Source organism: Aeromonas sp. R7-4, assembly GCF_040908055.1.
Lineage (GTDB): Bacteria > Pseudomonadota > Gammaproteobacteria > Enterobacterales > Aeromonadaceae > Aeromonas > Aeromonas sanarellii.
Genome location: NZ_JBFODA010000002.1, coordinates 1 through 17,166, shown reverse-complemented (window position 1 = coordinate 17,166; position 17,166 = coordinate 1). Strand labels below are relative to the sequence as shown.

Genomic DNA, 17,166 nt, shown 5'->3' with positions numbered 1-17,166 from the left:
GTCGTTTTTTGGAGCAAACAGCCTGCCATTTTTTCCGTATCGGGATTAAATTCTGTTTTGGTTGGTTAACATATTAACAACACCGGGTGGTGTGGTGGAAAAACAGAGTAAAAAACTGACGATATTTCATTCTGCGTTCGCTCTCATTTTGACCAAAATTCGTTTGCGCAAAAAGAAATGACCGCCTAGATTAGCCAAGATTGACAATTCACTGGCAGCTCTCGTTAAAACCAAGCCTTTATTCGGGAAATCTGCTACTGTTCCGCCTTTGATCTTCAGGAGACAGAGATGGCCACAATCAAGGATGTCGCCTCACGGGCAGGCGTATCCATCTCCACCGTCTCACATGTACTCAATCACACCCGTCGGGTCAGCGAAGACGCGACCCAGAAAGTGCTTGAGGCGGTGGCAGAACTCAACTACGCGCCCAATTCGGTGGCACGCAGCCTCAAGATAAATGCAACCAAGACCATCGGCATGCTGGTGACGACCAGCGCCAACCCCTTCTTCGCGGAAGTGGTGCAGGGGGTGGAAGCCTACTGCTTCGAGCAGGGCTACAGCCTGATCCTCTGCAATACGGAGAACCAGCCTCCCCGCCAGCAGCACTATCTGCGCATGCTGATGGAGAAGCGGGTCGACGGCCTGCTGGTGCTGGGAACCGATATCGATACCCAGTTCAGGGACATGCTGCGCATCCACAAGAACGTGCCGCAGGTGGTGCTGGACTGGGGCAACGAGTGCGACTTCGCCAACGTGATCAACGACAACGCCCGCATCGGTGCGCGGCTGGCCGTGCGCCATCTGCTGGAGCAGGGCCACACCGACATCGTCTGCATCACGGGGCACCTCGCCAAACCGACTACCCAGCAGCGGCTGGACGGGGTGCGCGATGCCCTGGCCGAGCAGGGCCTGACCCTGAAGGACGAGCAGATCTTCGAGGGAGACTACGAGAGCCAGAGCGGCTTCGATGCCATGCAGCGCATCCTGGCCCTCACCCCGCGGCCGACCGCGGTGTTCGCCTTCGACGACCCCATGGCCATAGGCGCCATCTGTGCCGCCTGGGAAGCCGGGGTCAAGGTGCCGGACGACATCTCCATGATCGGCTATGACGACGTGGAGATGGCGCGCTTCTCCAGCCCGCCGCTCACCACCATCCGCCACCCCAAGGCCGAACTCGGTCTGCTGGCGGTGCAGCAGCTGGTGAGCCGGATCCGCAACAAGGAGCTGGAAGTCGAGTCCATGACGGTGCAGCCGGAGCTTATCGTGCGCCGCTCGGTCAAGTCCCTGCGCTGACCTCAGAGTTTCGCAAGCGAAAGTCCTACGAAAGACCCCCTCCGATGTGAGGGGGTCTTTGTTTTTGGGCTGCTCGTATCTGGGGAGCTGTCAGGCCTTGAGGCCGAGCCGGCGGGCGAGCCGGTGCAGGTTGCCGCCGTCGAGCTCCAGCGCGCGGGCGGTGGCGGCCCAGTTGCCGTCATGGGCCGTCAGGGTCTGCTCGATGAGCTGGCGCTGGAACAGATCGGTGGCGGCGCGAAGGCCGAGGCCGGCAATGGCCGGGGAGGCGGGCTGGCTGACGGTGTCGGCGGGCAGGGATGAGCCCGTAGTCCCCAGGTTGAAGTGGTGGGGTTCCAGGGTCGGCGAGGGGCTGCCCTGTTCGGCCCGCGCCAGCACGGCGGCGCGGTGGATGGCGTGCTCCAGCTCGCGCACGTTGCCGGGCCAGTCGTGGCGCTCGAGCAGTTGCAGCGCCTGTGGCTGGATACGCAGCCGCTCCAGCCCCAGGCTGAGCCGGCAGCGCTCGCAAAAGTAACCGGCCAGCAGGGGGATGTCGCCTGGGCGTTCCCGCAGCGCCGGGGCCTGGATCGGGAACACGCTCAGCCGGTGGTAGAGATCGGCCCGGAACTGCCCCTCGACCACCGCCTGCTTCAGATCCCGGTTGGTTGCCGCCAGGATGCGCACGTTCACCTTGAGGGGGGTGTCGTCGCCGATCCTCTGCAGATCGCCGTATTGCAGCACCCGCAGCAGCTTGGCCTGCAGCGCCAGGGACAGCTCCCCTATCTCGTCGAGAAACAATGTGCCCTTGTCCGCCAGCTCGAACTTGCCCGCCCGGTTGTGGATGGCGCCGGTGAAGGCCCCCTTCACGTGGCCGAACAGCTCGCTCTCGGCCACGGATTCCGGCAGGGCGGCGCAGTTGAGGTAGACCAGGGGGGCATGGGCGCGGGGTGAGCCGCGATGCACCGCCTTGGCGATCAGCTCCTTGCCCACCCCTGTCTCCCCCAGGATCAGCACGTTCAGCTCCGAGTTCGCCACCACCTCCATCTCGTGGCGCAGCCGGGCCATGGCGGGGGAGTGACCTATCATCTCCGGCTGCTCAGGGCCGGGTCTGGTGCCGGGGATCAGGGGCTCGCTGCTCTGGCGGGCGAGGCGTTCCAGCAGCAGCGCATTGTCGAGGGCGGCGGCGGCCAGGGCGCCCACCAGCCGCAGCTCCTCGTCGCTGATGCCGTCGAACTGGGCCGGGTTCATGCCGTCTATGGTCAGGGCGCCGATCAGCGTCTGCTCCGAGAACAGCGGCAGGCCGACGCAGGCGTGCACCTTGAAGTCGTCGTGATCCGGCAGCAGGCCGTCATAGGGGTCGGGCAGGCTGCTGTCGGCGGGGAAGCGCACCACGTCGCCGGCGCGGGCGATGGCCTCGAGGCGCGGGTGATCCCTGAGGGCGAAGCGGCGACCCAGCACGTCCTGCATCAGGCCGTCGATGGCCAGCGGGATGAACTGGCCCCCCTCGTAGCGCAGCAGGGCCGAGGCATCCGAGTTCAACAGGCTGCGCACGCTCTGGATCAGGCGGTGGAAGCGGTCCTGATGGGAGATGCCGAGTTGCAGGTCGAGGGCGATGCGCGCCAGGCTGTCGGTCGAGATCACGAGAATTGTCCAAATGACAGTGTGTTTGTGTTTTTGACTATAAGTGGTGATTGTCTAAATGACAATTGCTGACTTTTGTTATCAATAAAAACAACAGGTTATATATTGGCACGTCCGCTGCAATAGCTGGTTCAGTTGAACATCCACTATTGCATCCGAGGAACTGCCTGATGAGCATTCACGTCAAGAACAACATTCACTGGGTCGGCCAACGGGACTGGGAGGTACGCGACTTCCACGGCACCGAGTACAAGACCCACAAGGGCACCAGCTACAACAGTTATCTCATCCGCGAAGGGAAGAACGTGCTGATCGACACCGTCGATCACAAGTTCAGCCGGGAGTTCGTGCAGAACCTGGCGGCCGAGATCGATCTCGCTGCCATCGACTACGTGGTGATCAACCACGCCGAGGAGGATCACGCCGGCGCTCTGACCGAGCTGATGGCCCGCATCCCCGGCACCCCCATCTACTGCACCCACAACGCCATCGACTCCATCACCGGGCACCATCATCACCCGGAGTGGAACTTCCACCCGGTCAAGACCGGTGACAGCCTGGACATCGGCAACGGCAAGCAGCTGGTATTCATCGAGACCCCCATGCTGCACTGGCCCGACAGCATGATGACCTACATGACCGAGGATGCGGTGCTCTTCTCCAACGACGCCTTCGGCCAGCACTACTGCGACGAGCACCTGTTCAACGACGAGGTGGATCAGAGCGAGCTGATGGAGCAGTGCCAGCGCTACTACGCCAACATCCTCACCCCCTTCAGCCCGCTGGTGACTGCCAAGATCAAGGAAGTGCTGGGCTTCAACCTGCCGGTGAGCATGGTGGCCACCTCCCACGGCATCGTCTGGCGCGAGGATCCCACCCAGATCATCCTCAAATACCTGGAGTGGGCGGATCAGTATCAGGAAGACCGTATCACCCTGTTCTACGACTCCATGTCCAACAATACCCGCATGATGGCCGATGCCATCGCCCAGGGCATCCACGAGGTGGACCCGGGCGTGGCGGTGAAGATCTTCAACGTGGCCCGCCACGACAAGAACGAGATCCTGACCCAGGTGTTCCGCTCCAAGGGCATTCTGGTGGGCTCCTCCACCATGAACAACGTCATGATGCCCAAGGTGGCGGGCATGCTCGAAGAGATCACCGGCCTGCGTTTTCGCAACAAGCGCGCCTCGGCCTTCGGCAGTTACGGCTGGACCGGTGGCGCGGTGGACCGGATCCAGACCCGATTGATGGACGCAGGCTTTGACATCAGCATCTCTCTCAAGGCCAAGTGGCGGCCGGATGGCTCGGCGCTGGCCGAATGCCGCGAGCATGGTCGCCAGCTCGCCCGTCAGTGGGCGTTGCACCCGCTGGACGCACCCCGCCCGATCACCACAACCCAGACAACCGTGACGCCCGTCCCCGCGATGCCTGCTGTTGAGCCGCAAGCCGCAGCGGCCGCCGCCGAATGGGATGACGACCAGGCCATGCTCTGCACGGTCTGCCAGTGGGTCTATGACCCGGCCCAGGGCGAGCCGGATCAGCTGGTGGCGCCGGGCACCCCCTGGGCCCAGGTGCCGGACAGTTTCCTCTGCCCCGGCTGCGGCATCGGCAAGGAGGTATTTGAACCCTGCGCCGTGGAGGCCTGTGTATGAGCGCAGCAACGCAGAGTGACGCCGGCATCAGCCGGGAGATAGTGGTGATCGGCAGCGGCTTCGCTGCCCAGCAACTGGTCAAGAGCCTGCGCAAGCTGGACGCCGAGCAGCCCATCCGCCTCATCACCGCCGACAGCGGCGACGAGTACAACAAGCCCGACTTGAGCCACGTGGTGAGTCGGGGCTGCCCTGCCGCAGCTATGACCCGTCAGAGCGGCAGCGATTTTGCCGAGCAGCAGCGCATCGCGCTGCTGCCCCACTGCCCGGTGCTGGGCATCGACCCTGCCCGGCGGTTGGTGCTGACCGAGCAGGGGGAATTCCCCTACGGCAAGCTGGTGCTGGCCACCGGGGCGAGCGCGGTGCGCCCCGATCTGCCGGGCAGCGAACACCTGGTCACCCTCAACAGCCAGCAGGAGTACGCCGCCATCGAGGCGCAACTGCGCCAGGCCCGCCGCATCCTGGTGCTGGGGGCGGGGCTCATCGGCTGCGAGCTGGCGATGGACATGGCGAGCGCAGGAAAAGAGGTGACGCTGGTGGATCTGGCCGACAGCCCCTTAAGCGCCCTGCTGCCCGCCGCCCTGACCGAGCCGCTGCAACAGGCCCTGCGCAGCCAGGGGGTCAGCCTGCAGTTCGGGACGGGTCTCGCCAGGATAGATGCCCAGCCGGGGGATGGCTGGCGCGTCACCCTGACCGATGGGCGCATCAGCGAGCAGGATCTGGTGATCGCCGCGATCGGCCTGCGGCCGAATCTGGCCCTGGCCCGTGGGGCCGGGCTGGCAGTGGAGCGCGGCATCCTGGTCGATGATCGGCTGCAGACCAGCGATCCCCACATCTTCGCCCTGGGGGATTGCGTGCAGTGGCAAGGTCAGCTGCTCCCCTTCCTGCAACCCATAGTGCTGGGGGCCAATGCGCTGGCGCGCACCCTGCTCGGCACACCGACCCCGCTGGCCCTGCCGCCCATGCTGGTGAAGGTGAAGACGCCGCGCTACCCGCTGCAACTGGCGGGTCGTACCCGGGGTGAAGATCTCGCCTGGCAGTGCCGCTGGAACAGCCACGGCATGGTGGCCGAGGCGCACGGCGAAGATGGCAAGCTGTGCGGCTTCGTGGTGGGGGGCGACCAGATGAGCGCCGCCTTCCCGCTGCTGCGTCAGCTGCCCCGTTGAACCATTAATAGCCGAAGGCCGGGCTGACCCGGCCACTCGAGGAGAACCGATATGGCCATGCAACTGATCCCGTCTCACTGGGTGGTACGCCGTTCCACCCCCTTTTTCACCCGCCAGAACGTGCCCCAGGCCCTGCTCACCCACCACAACACCGCGGCCGGGGTGTTCGGCCAGCTCTGCGTGATGGAGGGAACCGTCACCTATCACGGCTTTGCCGACGAACATGCCGAGGAGCCCGAGATTAGCCTGGTGATCCGGGCCGGGGAGTTTGCCACCAGCCCGCCCCAGTACTGGCACAGGATCGAGTTGTCGGAGGATGCCCGCTTCAACATCCACTTCTGGGCCGAGCAGGCCGAATCCGACCAGCCGCTGTTCAACAGCCGCAAGGCATAAGGTGCAACCATGGGGAGGGGCATTGGGCGCAAATGTCCCCCTCTACCCATGCAGATCAAAACAGTCAATTCAGATGTCCGTTATCCTTGCCGCCAGTGGTGGATGAGGCAGCGAGGGAAACATGAGCGTGATCGAAGCCGTGACCATGGCCGCCGGCCTGGCCTATCTGGTGCTGCTGGCGTGGCAGGCGCGATCGGGCTGGCAGTGGCGTCTTGCCCTCGGCCTGCTGCTCATGCTCTGGTTGCTGGCGGCGGACAGCCTGCTCTGGCTCGGCGTGGGGCTGGTGGCCGGCGCGCTTGCCCTCTGGCACCAGCGGCGGCCGCTGCCCGCCCTCGAGGCGCTCGACAGCCAGTGGCTGCGGGCGCGCACACGCCAGCTGCTGCTGCTCTGCTGGGGGCTGGTGACGCTGCAGTACGGCCTGCATGTCTGGCAGCTGGGGCAAGGGATGAGCCCCTGGCTGGTGCGCCCTGACGTGGTGGACGGCTTCCTGCCCATCGCCGGCGGGCTCGGGCTGCGGGCCTGGCTCGGACAGGGGCTGGTGGATCCGCACCATCCGGCGGCCACCGTGACTGTGCTGGTGCTCTCGCTGTCGGCCCTGCTGCTGGGGCGGGCGTTCTGCGCCTGGTTCTGCCCGCTCGGGCTGGTGGGCGAGTGGCTGCACGGCCTGCGCAGCCGATGGATAGCGGGGGAGTGGACGCCGCCGAGCTGGCTCGATGTGGTGTTGCGCGGCCAGAAGTTTCTGGTGCTCGCTTTCCTGCTGTTTATCGTGCTGATCGCGGTGCCAGGCGCCGCCCTGCCCGGCTACCTCGCCAGCCCCTACCATCAGGCGGCGGACATGAAGATGGGGGCCTTCTTCTTCAACCTGACCCCGATCTCGGGCCTCTGCCTTGGCTGGGTGCTGCTGCTCACCGCCACCTTCCGGCAGGGGTTCTGTCGCTACCTCTGCCCCTATGGCGCCTGGCTGGCCCTGCTGGGTCTATTGACGGTGCTGCGCATTCGCCGTGACCCGGCCCGTTGCCTGCGCAGCGCGGGCCACGACTGCGACAAGTGCAGCCGGGCCTGCCCGTCGCGCATCCAGGTACACCAGCTGATCGCGGTGCGCAGTCTCGAGTGCACCAGCTGTCTGAGCTGTGTGGCCGCCTGCCCCAGGCGGGCCGATGCGCTGCACTTGGGCGCGCAGGGGCGCAGGCTCGCCCCTCGCCAGTTGCTGGGGCTGCTCTGCCTGTTGCTGCTGGTGCTGCCGCTGCTCTCCTACGGCTTGCTGGATCTCTGGGTCAGCCAGACGCCGCTGGCGGAGCGCTATGATCTGCTGCAACGGCTGCCCTGGTTGAACCATTGAGCCACCAGTCGCCGCGTGCATCGGGGCGGGACAGTGCCCGCCCCGTTGCGACGGCGACCTGTATAAATTTCCCCCGGCAAATTGTTATCGCCATCCCAAATTGCTCATGTTGCAATTGATCATATGCAAGGGCTCACCATAATGGACCCTGTTAATTGGCGTTGTTAATTCCAACCAGATGAGCAACAACATGAATATCAAGGTCAGCTATCCCAAGTGGTTTACCCTGGACCATAAAATCGCGTTCTTCTTCCCGCTGTAATATCCCTGTGGTGCCGCTGCATTTCCAGAAATGCAATGCATCCGTCTGAATACCTAATCTGAAATAGTCTGCACCTGTCTTCGCTTGTTTATTTTGCGAGGCGATGTCGTGCACCCATTCTCAATATTTTCTGCCTGCCGGATATTCTATTTTCGGCGGGGGATGAGACACATTCTGAATATTTAACTCTGGGGTGTTTATATTATGGAAAACTTCAAGCATCTGCCCGAACCCTTCCGCATTCGTGTCATCGAGCCGGTCAAGCGCACCACCCGCGCCTACCGGGAGGAGGCCATCGTCCGGGCGGGCATGAACCCCTTCCTGCTGGACAGCGAGGACGTCTTCATCGATCTGCTGACCGACAGCGGCACCGGCGCCATCACCCAGGACATGCAGGCCGCCATGCTGCGCGGTGACGAGGCCTACAGCGGCAGCCGCAGCTACTATGCGCTGCAGCAAGCGGTGCAGGAGATCTTCGGTTACTCCCTCACCATCCCCACCCACCAGGGGCGCGGCGCCGAGCAGATCTACATCCCGGTGCTCATCAAGAAGCGGGAGCAGGAGAAGGGGCTGGATCGCAAGAAGATGGTGGCGCTCTCCAACTACTTCTTCGACACCACCCAGGGTCACACCCAGATCAACTGCTGCGTGGCGAAGAACGTCTACACCAGGGAGGCGTTCGACACCTCGGTCACCGCCGACTTCAAGGGCAACTTCGATCTGGTCAAGCTCGAGGAAGCCATCCTGGAGGCGGGCCCCGCCAACGTGCCCTACATCGTCAGCACCATCACCTGCAACTCCGCCGGCGGCCAGCCGGTCTCCATCGCCAACCTGAAGGCGGTGTACGCCATCGCCAGAAAGTACGACATCCCCGTCATCATGGACTCCGCCCGCTTCGCCGAGAACGCCTACTTCATCCAGCAGCGGGAACCCGGCTACGCGAACTGGACCATCGAGGAGATCACCAAGGAGTCCTACAAGTACGCGGACGGCCTCGCCATGTCCGCCAAGAAGGATGCCATGGTGCAGATGGGGGGTCTGCTCTGCTTCAAGGATGACAGCATGCTGGACGTCTACACCGAGTGCCGCACCCTGTGCGTGGTGCAGGAGGGCTTCCCGACCTACGGCGGCCTGGAGGGGGGCGCCATGGAGCGTCTCGCGGTGGGCCTGCGTGACGGCATGCGCCAGGACTGGCTGGCCTATCGCATCGGCCAGGTGCAGTACCTGGTGGACGGGCTGGAGGCCATCGGCGTGGTGTGCCAGCAGGCGGGGGGCCACGCGGCCTTCGTCGACGCGGGCAAGCTGCTGCCGCACATCCCGGCGGATCAGTTCCCGGCCCACGCCCTGGCGTGCGAGCTCTACAAGGTGGCCGGCATCCGGGCGGTGGAGATAGGCTCCCTGCTGCTGGGGCGCGACCCCGCCACCGGCAAGCAGCACCCCTGCCCGGCGGAGCTGCTGCGCCTCACCATACCGCGTGCCACCTATACCCAGACCCACATGGACTTCGTCATCGAGGCCTTCGGCGAGGTGAAGAAGAACGCCAAAAACGTGAAGGGGCTCGACTTTATTTACGAGCCGGCGGTGCTGCGCCACTTCACCGCCCGTCTGAAGGAGGTCGACAATAACAATCAAGCGGCCTGCACCAAAACTGAAAAATTAGTAGAAGCATAACGAGTCAGGGGCACAGATTATTCTGTGCCCTTTTTTTTCACAGCCTTGTGAATTTTCGGGAGTGACAACACATGACATCGAAACCGTCCGTCATCGGAGGGGCCTGCATCATTGCCAGCGTCTGTGTCGGCGCCGGCATGCTGGGGTTGCCGAGTGCAGGCGCCGGGGCCTGGACCACCTGGTCGTCGCTGGCCATTATTCTCACCATGGTCATCATGACGGTCTCCGGCTGGATGCTGCTGGAAGCCTTCAAACCCTATGCGCTGACTGCCTCCTTCAACTCGGTGACCAAGGATCTGCTCGGTCACAACATCAATGTCTTCAACAACCTGACCGTCTATTTCGTGGGCGGCATCCTGTTGTACGCCTATATCACCTCCTCGGGCCTGATCCTGAGCGGCCTGCTGGGCATCGGCAGCCAGCTTGCCTCCGTCCTGTTCGTGCTGGTGTTCTCCTGGTTCGTCTGGCATTCGACCCGGGCGGTGGATCGCATCTCTGTGGTACTGATCGTCTTTATGGTGCTGAGCTTCGTGTTCGGGGTCTCCGGCCTGGCCAGCAAGATCGACACCGCCATGCTGTTCAGCACTGTCGCCGAGGAGCTGGAGCAGGCCCCCTATGCCCTGGCCATGCTGCCGGTGGCGCTCACCTCCTTCGGCTACCACCATTCGGTGGCCTCGATGCGCGCCTACTACGGCGAGGAGCAGAAGGCGAAGCAGGCTATATTGGGCGGCACCCTGATCGCCCTGGCGCTCTACCTGCTGTGGCTGCTCAGCATCTTTGGCAATCTGCCCCGCAGCGCCTTCGGCCCCGTCATCGCCAAGGGGGGCGACGTGGACGTGCTGCTCGGGGCGCTGGCCTCGGTGATCGAGTCCAGACAGGTGTCCCAGGCCATCAACCTCTTCTCCATGGCGGCCATCCTCTCCTCCTTCATCGGGGTGGGGCTGGGGGTGTTCGACTATCTGGCGGATCTGTTCAAGTTCGACAACAGCCGCCAGGGCCGCACCAAGTCCTGGGCCGTGACCTTCCTGCCGCCCCTGGTGCTCTCCCTGCTGTTCCCGTTCGGCTTCGTGGTGGCCATCGGCTACGCCGGGGCGGCGGCGACCGTCTGGGCCTGCATCATTCCCGCCCTGCTGGCGAAGAAGTCCCGGGAGCTGGCCCCACAAGAGGCGGGCTTCAAGGCGCCCGGTGGCCAGCCCATGATCTTGGCGGTCATCGTCTTCGGGGTGCTCACCGCCATCTTCCATCTGATGGCCATGGCGGGCATGTTGCCCGTCTATACGGGGTGATCCGCCAGGGCGGGCATGCGGCCTCTCTATACGGGATGAGTGCGGCATAAAGCGGGGCTTGGCCCCATCACGTGAAACGGCGCCCTTGGGCGCCGTTTTGTTGTTTATGGCTGCGGCCGGGATCGGTGGCGCATCAGCAGGGCCAGCATGATCCCCATGGCGATCAGCACCGCCAGGGAGGAGGCGGCGAGGAGGGGGTCGACCCGCTCCGGTGGCAGCAGCCGGCCATAGAGCAGGTAGAGCCCCGCCGACATCACCAGCGCCCCCAGCTGGTGCAGGTAGAACTGCACGGACACCAGCCGCCCGCTCGGGTTGTCGAGCCACAGCCGGTGGCACAGGGCATAGATGAACGAGACCACGAAGCCGACCAGCATGATGTGGGCATGGGTCACGAACTGGCCGTGATCCTTGCTGGCGGCCATATGGATGCCCAGCACCATGCCGAGCAGGGCATAGCAGAGGGCGCTGATGACGAACTTCCTGTCCATGGGATGGCTCCTTGCCGTGAAAACCGGCTTGAGTATAGTCCCGCGCCCGCGGCAGGCGGGGCGCACGGGGAGTGACTCCAGGGGAATGGCGCCAACATTTGATACCCGGGGGTGAGCAGGGTAAAGTCACACCCCCAACATGGCGGCCCTGCTGCCATGTTGGGATCGGTAGCTGGCCTCAGCCACGTCTTGCCTCGCTGACGCAGCAGCAAGCGGCTGGGCACCGATAGCACAGATGATCGCGATCTTACGATGACAACCGGCGTAGCAGATGCAACGGTCCGCGGTCGCGACCAGATCAACAATCGTCTTTGGGGAAGTAAATGGAACATAAACCATCGTTGGTGGGCGGGGCATGCATCATTGCCGGCGTCTGTGTGGGGGCTGGCATGCTGGGCCTGCCGAGTGCGGGCGCGGGGGCCTGGAGCCTCTGGTCCATGCTCGCGGTGGCGCTGACCATGGTGGTGATGACGGTCTCCGGCTGGATGCTGCTCGAATCCTATCGTGGCTACCCCCTGCGCGTCTCCTTCGATACCGTGACCCGGGATCTGCTGGGGGAGAAGGTGAACGCCCTCAACAACCTCAGCGTCTACTTCGTCGGCGGCATCCTGCTCTACGCCTACATCACCTCGGCCGGCCTCATCATAGACGGCATGACGGGGATGGGCAGCCAGCTCTCCTCCATCCTCTTTACCCTAGTCTTCTCCCTGCTGGTGTGGCACTCCACCCGGGCGGTGGACCGCATCTCTGTGCTGCTGGTGATCCTGATGGGGCTGAGCTTCGCCTTCGGCATCTCGGGCCTGTCCATGAACGTCCGCCTGGATCTGCTGCTGGATCGGGTCGGCAGCGAGACACACTACGCCCCCTATGCCCTGGTGATGCTGCCGGTGGCGCTCACCTCCTTCGGCTATCACCATTCGGTGTCGTCCATGCGCGCCTATTACGGCGAGGAGAAGCGTGCCAGCCGCGCCATCCTGGGGGGCACCCTGATCGCGCTCGCGTTTTACCTCGTCTGGCTGGTGAGCGTCTTTGGCAACCTGCCGCGCAGCGAGTTCGGCCCGGTGATCGCAGAGGGGGGCAACGTGGACGCCCTGCTCAAGGCGCTGGGCTCGGTGATCGAATCCAGGGCGGTGGCGAGCGCCCTCAACGCCTTCTCCATGGCGGCCATCCTCTCCTCCTTCATCGGGGTGGGGCTGGGGGTGTTCGACTACCTGGCGGATCTGTTCAAGTTCGACAACAGCCGGGGCGGCCGCGCCAAGTCCTGGGCGGTGACCTTTGTGCCGCCCCTGGTGCTCTCCCTGCTGTTCCCGTTCGGCTTCCTGGTGGCCATCGGCTACGCCGGTGCCGTCGCAACCCTCTGGACCTGCATCATACCGCCGCTGCTGGCCTGGAAGGTGCGGGCGACTCAGGGCGACAAGGGCGAAGGCTTCCGCGCCCCCGGCGGGGTGCTGATGATCGCCCTGGTGATCGGTTTTGGCGTGCTGACCGCCGCCTTCCACCTGCTCAACATGGTCGAGCTGCTGCCCGCCTACAAGGGGTGATAGGCCCGCGATGCTGCGAGCAACGGCGCCTTCGGGCGCCGTTTTCTATGGTGTCGAGACGAAAGGGGCAAGAGGGCACAGGGACCGGCGACCCATGGTTATCCGGGAGGGGGCCTGGACAGCGTCAGGGCAAGCTTTCAGGGGTGGCCAGCATCAGGGGCCGCCAGCGCCTGCCTGGCCACCAGGGTCTGCTCCACATAGGGTCGCTGCGCCCCTTGAGCAGCTTGCCCATCCCCTGCTCCACGGTGGCGATGTCGAACAGCCTGCCCGGCGCGACCACCCTGGTCAGCATCTGCTCCGGCAGCTTGGCGTCGCGGCGAAACTCCACCCGATAGCCGGCCCTTTTGGTCCCACCGGCGAAGGGACCCGGAGGGGCTATAGTCAGACAGATGGCACCTGCGAGTCACTGCCTGCGGGCTGCCAGCTTTCGATCACCCCGTCCATCCACCAGACAGCTGCTGCCCGGCAGCACGGCCGCCATGGTAGTCAGGCCGTGCGTGATCCTGTTTTGCATCGTATTCACCCAACCGGGAGAGAGATGTTATGTGCAAACACCTATTGGCCCTGGGCGTGCTCGCGGCCATCACCCTGGCCACGCCGGTCCAGGCCGAAGAGCAGGCCGGCATGCCAGCCATGACAGACGAGGCGATGATCGCCAGCGCCATGGCGGCGGCCCCCGTCAAGGTCGGGGCCGGCGCCACCGTCGTCGCCATGGGGGCGGACGGCAAGATGCGCACCCTGCGCGAGGGCGGCAATGGCTTCACCTGCATGCCAGACAACCCGGCCACGCCGGGGCCGGATCCTATGTGCATGGACGCGGCGGCGATGGCCTGGGCCCATGCCTGGATCAACCACGAGATGCCGCCCAAGGGCAAGATTGGCTTCATGTACATGCTCAAGGGCGGCACCGATGCCAGCAACACCGACCCCTACGCGACCCAGCCCACCACCAGCAACAACTGGTTGCAGACCGGACCCCACGTGATGATCGTCGGGGCGGATGATGCCTTCTACGACATGTATCCGAAGGGTGCAGATCCGGATACCTCTGCCCCCTACATCATGTGGTCTGGCACCCCCTATCAGCATCTGATGGCACCAGTGGAGTAAGACGTTGTGTGCAGCTGGTCGGCGGCGTCGCGGCCGATCATCAAAAGGCGCCCGTCGGGCGCCTTTTGCATGGGGCTCGCTGGCGGTATGCCTGCGAGACGCGCCTGGGTGGCGGGCTCTCATTCCCGATAACGGGCCGAGGTAATGAACTGTCCGAAGGTTTCACACCAGACGATCACGGTGTCGTAGCGGGTGGGGTCGATGCCGGCGGGGAGCGGCACGATAAAGTTGTCGAAGGTCTTCACCGGCCCGACATGCACCATCCGATCCTTCAGGCGGGCAAAGTCCGCCTCGGTCTCGACGAAGGCGGGCGACAGATAGAGCTGGTAGTCGGGGCCCGGCGCCAGCCTGCCCATCAGGCTGATGGCGTCCGGCCCTATGCTCACCTTGCCTTCCCCCCAGTGCAGCCGATCGCTGTCCTGCCGTTCCCGTTTGAAGGTGCCCTGATAGGTCGCCTGCGCCTGACGGGCCGCGACCTGTTCACCGCTGGGGGCGGGCGGCGCGATCAGGATGGGCAGCAGATAGATGCCGGCGGCGAAGCCGGCAGCCCCCACCAGCAGATGGCTGGCCAGCAGCAGGGCCAGGGTCTTGCGTTGCATGGCTGTCTCGGTCGGTGATCAATGGATGGCCCAACATATCAGTGCCTGTCGCCCATGCCCATCCCGGGGGGGGCGTGAAAGGTGCTGATGTGAGGCTGCTCTCCCTCATCGCCCCTGCTGCAATGTCCGGAGAGTGGCAATCAGCCGGCCGGCGTGGTCGCGGGCGCGCGCCTCGACCAGCTCCTGGGTGTTGTAGATCCCCGGGATATAGACCATGCCGTGGCTCCAGATCGGCGGCTCGAAGACCATGCCGGTCAGGTAGGCCAGCTGCTCCAGGGGCTTGAGCAGCTCGGGGATGGCGAAGTGGTTGTACCCGAGCGTGCGGTAGGACTCCTGCGGCCCGCCCACGGTCAGGGAGAGCAGCAGCGGCTTGCCCTTGAGCTTGTCCCCCTCAGGCCCGTAGGCGAAGTTGAAGGTCATCACCTCGTCGATCCACTTCTTCAGCAGCGCCGGCACCGAGTACCAGTAGAAGGGGAACTGCAACACCAGGATGTCCGCGTCCAGCAGGGCCTGCTGCTCGGCCGCCACGTCGATGCGGCCATCGGGGTAGCGCTGGTCGAGGCGCCGCACCCGGACGTGGTCGACGGCCTCCTCGAGCTCGCCGAGGATGACCCGGTTGGTGAAAGAGTGAGACAGGTCGGGATGACCGGAAATGACCAGCACCTTGCTCATGATGCGTTCTCCTGTGAATGCCGTGATGGATGGATTGGCGCCACTATAAGGGGGAGAACTGTTTATTTTTAGACGGGATTGGGCAAAATGATTGTTAGCTATCAACTAACAATGGCGGCTGTCACCATGAAAGGATCCACCTTCCACTGCCTGATGATTTTCCACTGCATCGTGCAGGAGGGGTCGATCCGCGGCGCCGCCCGCCGGCTCGAGATGTCGGCCCCGACCGTGAGCCTGGCCCTCAAGCAGCTGGAGCAGACCCTGGGGCTGGCGCTGTTTCGGCGCACCACCCGCAGCATGGATCTGACCGAGGCGGGGCAACAGCTGCACGATCAGACCGGCCACGCCATGGCGACGCTCGACGGCGCCCTGGAGCGGGTCGGGCAGCATGGCCGCGCCCCCGCCGGCAAGGTGCGCGTGACCCTGCCCCGCTTCGTGTTCCAGAGCTTCCTGCAGCCGCTCTATGCCGGTTTCTGCCGCCAATACCCGGAGATCGAGCTGGAGCTGCACCTCTCGGACGCCACGGTCGACATCCTGCGGGAGGGGATAGATCTCGGCATTCGCTCAGGCGATCGGGTCGACGAGGGCATGGTGGCGCGGCCGCTGAGCGGCCCCCTGCGCGAGGCGCTGTTCGCCTCCCCCGACTACCTGGCCCGGCACGGCGAGCCGATGACGCCGGCGCAGCTCAGCGAACATCGGCTGATCCGCTACCGCTTCACCACCTCCAACCGCCTGTCAGCGCTGCGGCTGGCCCTCGACGACAACACGCCGGCCCCGGAGATGGGCACTGCGCTTATCGTCAACGATACCGACGCCATGATCGATGCCGCCAGGCAGGGGCTGGGCATCGGCAAGATGATCGAGCCGGTGGCAACCCCCCATCTCGCCGCCGGCACCCTGATGCCTGTGCTGGAGTCCTGGTGGGTGACCCACCCCGGCCTGCACCTCTACTACCGGCGGGAAAGCGCCCAGACCGGCCGGGTACGCGCCCTGATCGACTACCTGCTGGCCCATCGAATGCAACCATAAGCGGCAGCCTTCATCAGGCAGTGGTCTGCACCAGATACCATCACCCCATGCGGGGTCGACTGGCGCGGCATAATCGGACGAACGTGAGGCTGTTGTGCTGGTTGTTGCCGTGAAACAGGGGTTGCCAACGGGAGGGGAAATTAGGTTTGGCCGTGATGGAGGGAAAATCCAGTGACGCGAACGTCCGATTACGCCTGACGGCTAATCGAACCTACGGGCTGTCAGTTATGGTTGCAAAGGGTGACAGCCCTATCCTGGCCTAGGGGGATGCCCGGTCTAGATCTTTATCCTGTCCGCACGTGGAGCAAACTAGGACATCCATCTATTTCCGCATTGCCTGAACTGGCGATGGTCATGGCGGCTTTCCCCGGGTCTGACAGTGCAAGGAAGGTGTGGGGTGAGTGAGGTGCTAAAGCAGGGATTAGGTAGGTGTCCTAGCTTTCCTTGATACAAAAACCTTGCCCTTAAAGCTTCAGAAAAGATTTAGGTGGAGGTAGAGTAGAACGTTATGTGGCATTATAAGGTTATAGAAACCATATATTTATATTCTTAAGGGTGTTGTCATGAGTACACTGAAAACTAGTTTAGAAGAGTTACAGAGTCTTGCAAAAGAAAGAACAGTTAAAACGCAAACAATAGAATATGATCTAGAAACGTTAGTGAAAAAAATTAAAAGAGAAGTAATAAAACTCAATCCTGACTATCAGAGAAGGCATCGTTGGAGTAATGAGATTTCCTCTCGCCTTATTGAAAGTCTGATTCTTAACATCCCTATCCCATTTGTATACATTTCTCAGGATATTGATGTGGATGAGGAAATTGAGGATGGTCATGCTAGATACTCAGTTATTGATGGGCAGCAACGGTTAACGGCAATATTTGATTTTTTTGAAAATAAGTATCCATTAACTGGTTTGGAAGTTTTGGAAAAACTAAATGATTCATACTATAGAGTGTACAGATCTAGTTATCACCTGACACCGGCCTCAAACCGGTGTCTTGTTTACGCTACTTTAGTGCGCACTTTCTTCGGTATCAATTTCAGACC

At 63.3% G+C, this 17,166-nt stretch carries 17 protein-coding genes; 12 read left to right on the top strand and 5 right to left on the bottom strand.

Annotation, left to right across the window (positions count from 1 at the left end; all coding sequences use genetic code 11):
• The first annotated feature begins 288 nt into the window (after positions 1-288).
• Positions 289-1,293: a substrate-binding domain-containing protein gene (locus AB5Y72_RS00260; RefSeq protein WP_042074022.1), complete on the top strand. Its 1,005-nt coding sequence runs from the start codon at positions 289-291 to the stop codon at positions 1,291-1,293.
• Positions 1,294-1,383: 90 nt separating this feature from the next.
• Here the strand turns inward: AB5Y72_RS00260 and norR are convergent, their stop codons facing one another.
• On the bottom strand, positions 1,384-2,910 hold the full coding sequence (gene norR, locus AB5Y72_RS00255; protein ID WP_368198403.1) for a nitric oxide reductase transcriptional regulator NorR: 1,527 nt from the start codon (positions 2,908-2,910) through the stop codon (positions 1,384-1,386).
• A gap of 170 nt (positions 2,911-3,080) precedes the next feature.
• On the opposite strand from norR, the gene norV reads away from it, so the two are divergent.
• The 7 genes from norV to AB5Y72_RS00220 all read left to right on the top strand — a co-directional run bounded on the left by norV (position 3,081) and on the right by AB5Y72_RS00220 (position 10,679).
• Positions 3,081-4,565 (top strand): anaerobic nitric oxide reductase flavorubredoxin, encoded by a 1,485-nt coding sequence (gene norV / locus AB5Y72_RS00250; RefSeq protein ID WP_325783606.1) that lies wholly within the window; start codon positions 3,081-3,083, stop codon positions 4,563-4,565.
• Positions 4,562-5,728, top strand: coding sequence for an NADH:flavorubredoxin reductase NorW (gene norW / locus AB5Y72_RS00245; protein WP_325783605.1), 1,167 nt, complete (start codon positions 4,562-4,564; stop codon positions 5,726-5,728). The genes norV and norW overlap by 4 nt, the downstream gene beginning before the upstream one ends.
• Positions 5,729-5,779: 51 nt before the next feature.
• On the top strand, positions 5,780-6,121 hold the full coding sequence (locus AB5Y72_RS00240) for a DUF1971 domain-containing protein (protein WP_325783604.1): 342 nt from the start codon (positions 5,780-5,782) through the stop codon (positions 6,119-6,121).
• A 121-nt stretch (positions 6,122-6,242) separates the two neighbouring features.
• Positions 6,243-7,460, top strand: coding sequence for a 4Fe-4S binding protein (locus tag AB5Y72_RS00235; protein ID WP_216991339.1), 1,218 nt, complete (start codon positions 6,243-6,245; stop codon positions 7,458-7,460).
• A gap of 178 nt (positions 7,461-7,638) precedes the next feature.
• Positions 7,639-7,722 carry a tryptophanase leader peptide gene (gene tnaC / locus AB5Y72_RS00230; RefSeq protein WP_069652909.1) on the top strand — a complete coding sequence of 28 codons (84 nt, stop codon included), beginning with the start codon at positions 7,639-7,641 and terminating at the stop codon, positions 7,720-7,722.
• Between the two features lie 204 nt (positions 7,723-7,926).
• On the top strand, positions 7,927-9,393 hold the full coding sequence (tnaA, locus tag AB5Y72_RS00225; protein ID WP_209794958.1) for a tryptophanase: 1,467 nt from the start codon (positions 7,927-7,929) through the stop codon (positions 9,391-9,393).
• A gap of 71 nt (positions 9,394-9,464) precedes the next feature.
• Entirely contained in the window at positions 9,465-10,679 is a 1,215-nt protein-coding gene (locus tag AB5Y72_RS00220) for an aromatic amino acid transporter (RefSeq protein WP_325783603.1), read from the top strand.
• 104 nt (positions 10,680-10,783) lie between these two features.
• On the opposite strand, the gene AB5Y72_RS00215 is transcribed toward AB5Y72_RS00220, so the two are convergent.
• Positions 10,784-11,167: a TonB-dependent receptor gene (locus tag AB5Y72_RS00215; protein ID WP_216991336.1), complete on the bottom strand. Its 384-nt coding sequence runs from the start codon at positions 11,165-11,167 to the stop codon at positions 10,784-10,786.
• A gap of 323 nt (positions 11,168-11,490) precedes the next feature.
• On the opposite strand from AB5Y72_RS00215, the gene AB5Y72_RS00210 reads away from it, so the two are divergent.
• A complete protein-coding gene (locus tag AB5Y72_RS00210; protein ID WP_216991335.1) occupies positions 11,491-12,708 on the top strand; it encodes an aromatic amino acid transporter in 1,218 nt (405 codons plus the stop codon).
• Between the two features lie 124 nt (positions 12,709-12,832).
• Here AB5Y72_RS00210 and AB5Y72_RS00205 read toward each other — a convergent pair whose 3' ends face one another.
• Positions 12,833-13,036, bottom strand: coding sequence for a hypothetical protein (locus tag AB5Y72_RS00205; protein ID WP_325783602.1), 204 nt, complete (start codon positions 13,034-13,036; stop codon positions 12,833-12,835).
• A 215-nt stretch (positions 13,037-13,251) separates the two neighbouring features.
• Between AB5Y72_RS00205 and AB5Y72_RS00200 the strand changes: the two genes are divergently transcribed.
• Positions 13,252-13,818, top strand: coding sequence for a hypothetical protein (locus tag AB5Y72_RS00200; protein WP_318162284.1), 567 nt, complete (start codon positions 13,252-13,254; stop codon positions 13,816-13,818).
• 119 nt (positions 13,819-13,937) lie between these two features.
• Here AB5Y72_RS00200 and AB5Y72_RS00195 read toward each other — a convergent pair whose 3' ends face one another.
• Together AB5Y72_RS00195 and AB5Y72_RS00190 are read right to left on the bottom strand one after the other, a co-directional pair.
• On the bottom strand, positions 13,938-14,417 hold the full coding sequence (locus AB5Y72_RS00195; RefSeq protein WP_325783601.1) for a DM13 domain-containing protein: 480 nt from the start codon (positions 14,415-14,417) through the stop codon (positions 13,938-13,940).
• A gap of 105 nt (positions 14,418-14,522) precedes the next feature.
• Complete coding sequence (locus AB5Y72_RS00190) at positions 14,523-15,089, bottom strand: NAD(P)H-dependent oxidoreductase (protein ID WP_325783600.1); 567 nt, start codon at positions 15,087-15,089, stop codon at positions 14,523-14,525.
• 126 nt (positions 15,090-15,215) lie between these two features.
• Between AB5Y72_RS00190 and AB5Y72_RS00185 the strand changes: the two genes are divergently transcribed.
• Together AB5Y72_RS00185 and AB5Y72_RS00180 are read left to right on the top strand one after the other, a co-directional pair.
• Positions 15,216-16,118, top strand: coding sequence for a LysR family transcriptional regulator (locus AB5Y72_RS00185; RefSeq protein ID WP_325783599.1), 903 nt, complete (start codon positions 15,216-15,218; stop codon positions 16,116-16,118).
• Positions 16,119-16,681: 563 nt separating this feature from the next.
• The coding region (locus AB5Y72_RS00180; RefSeq protein WP_368198401.1) for a DUF262 domain-containing protein at positions 16,682-17,166 on the top strand (485 nt) is incomplete at its 3' end.

Coding starts and splice junctions, on each gene's coding strand:
- AB5Y72_RS00195 (WP_325783601.1), bottom strand. CDS start 14,417: ATGCAACGCAAGACCCTGGCCCTGCTGCTGGCCAGCCATCTGCTGGTG.
- AB5Y72_RS00240 (WP_325783604.1), top strand. CDS start 5,780: ATGGCCATGCAACTGATCCCGTCTCACTGGGTGGTACGCCGTTCCACC.
- norV (WP_325783606.1), top strand. CDS start 3,081: ATGAGCATTCACGTCAAGAACAACATTCACTGGGTCGGCCAACGGGAC.
- AB5Y72_RS00215 (WP_216991336.1), bottom strand. CDS start 11,167: ATGGACAGGAAGTTCGTCATCAGCGCCCTCTGCTATGCCCTGCTCGGC.
- AB5Y72_RS00190 (WP_325783600.1), bottom strand. CDS start 15,089: ATGAGCAAGGTGCTGGTCATTTCCGGTCATCCCGACCTGTCTCACTCT.
- AB5Y72_RS00185 (WP_325783599.1), top strand. CDS start 15,216: ATGAAAGGATCCACCTTCCACTGCCTGATGATTTTCCACTGCATCGTG.
- AB5Y72_RS00235 (WP_216991339.1), top strand. CDS start 6,243: ATGAGCGTGATCGAAGCCGTGACCATGGCCGCCGGCCTGGCCTATCTG.
- AB5Y72_RS00200 (WP_318162284.1), top strand. CDS start 13,252: ATGTGCAAACACCTATTGGCCCTGGGCGTGCTCGCGGCCATCACCCTG.
- AB5Y72_RS00220 (WP_325783603.1), top strand. CDS start 9,465: ATGACATCGAAACCGTCCGTCATCGGAGGGGCCTGCATCATTGCCAGC.
- tnaA (WP_209794958.1), top strand. CDS start 7,927: ATGGAAAACTTCAAGCATCTGCCCGAACCCTTCCGCATTCGTGTCATC.
- AB5Y72_RS00260 (WP_042074022.1), top strand. CDS start 289: ATGGCCACAATCAAGGATGTCGCCTCACGGGCAGGCGTATCCATCTCC.
- tnaC (WP_069652909.1), top strand. CDS start 7,639: ATGAGCAACAACATGAATATCAAGGTCAGCTATCCCAAGTGGTTTACC.
- norW (WP_325783605.1), top strand. CDS start 4,562: ATGAGCGCAGCAACGCAGAGTGACGCCGGCATCAGCCGGGAGATAGTG.
- AB5Y72_RS00210 (WP_216991335.1), top strand. CDS start 11,491: ATGGAACATAAACCATCGTTGGTGGGCGGGGCATGCATCATTGCCGGC.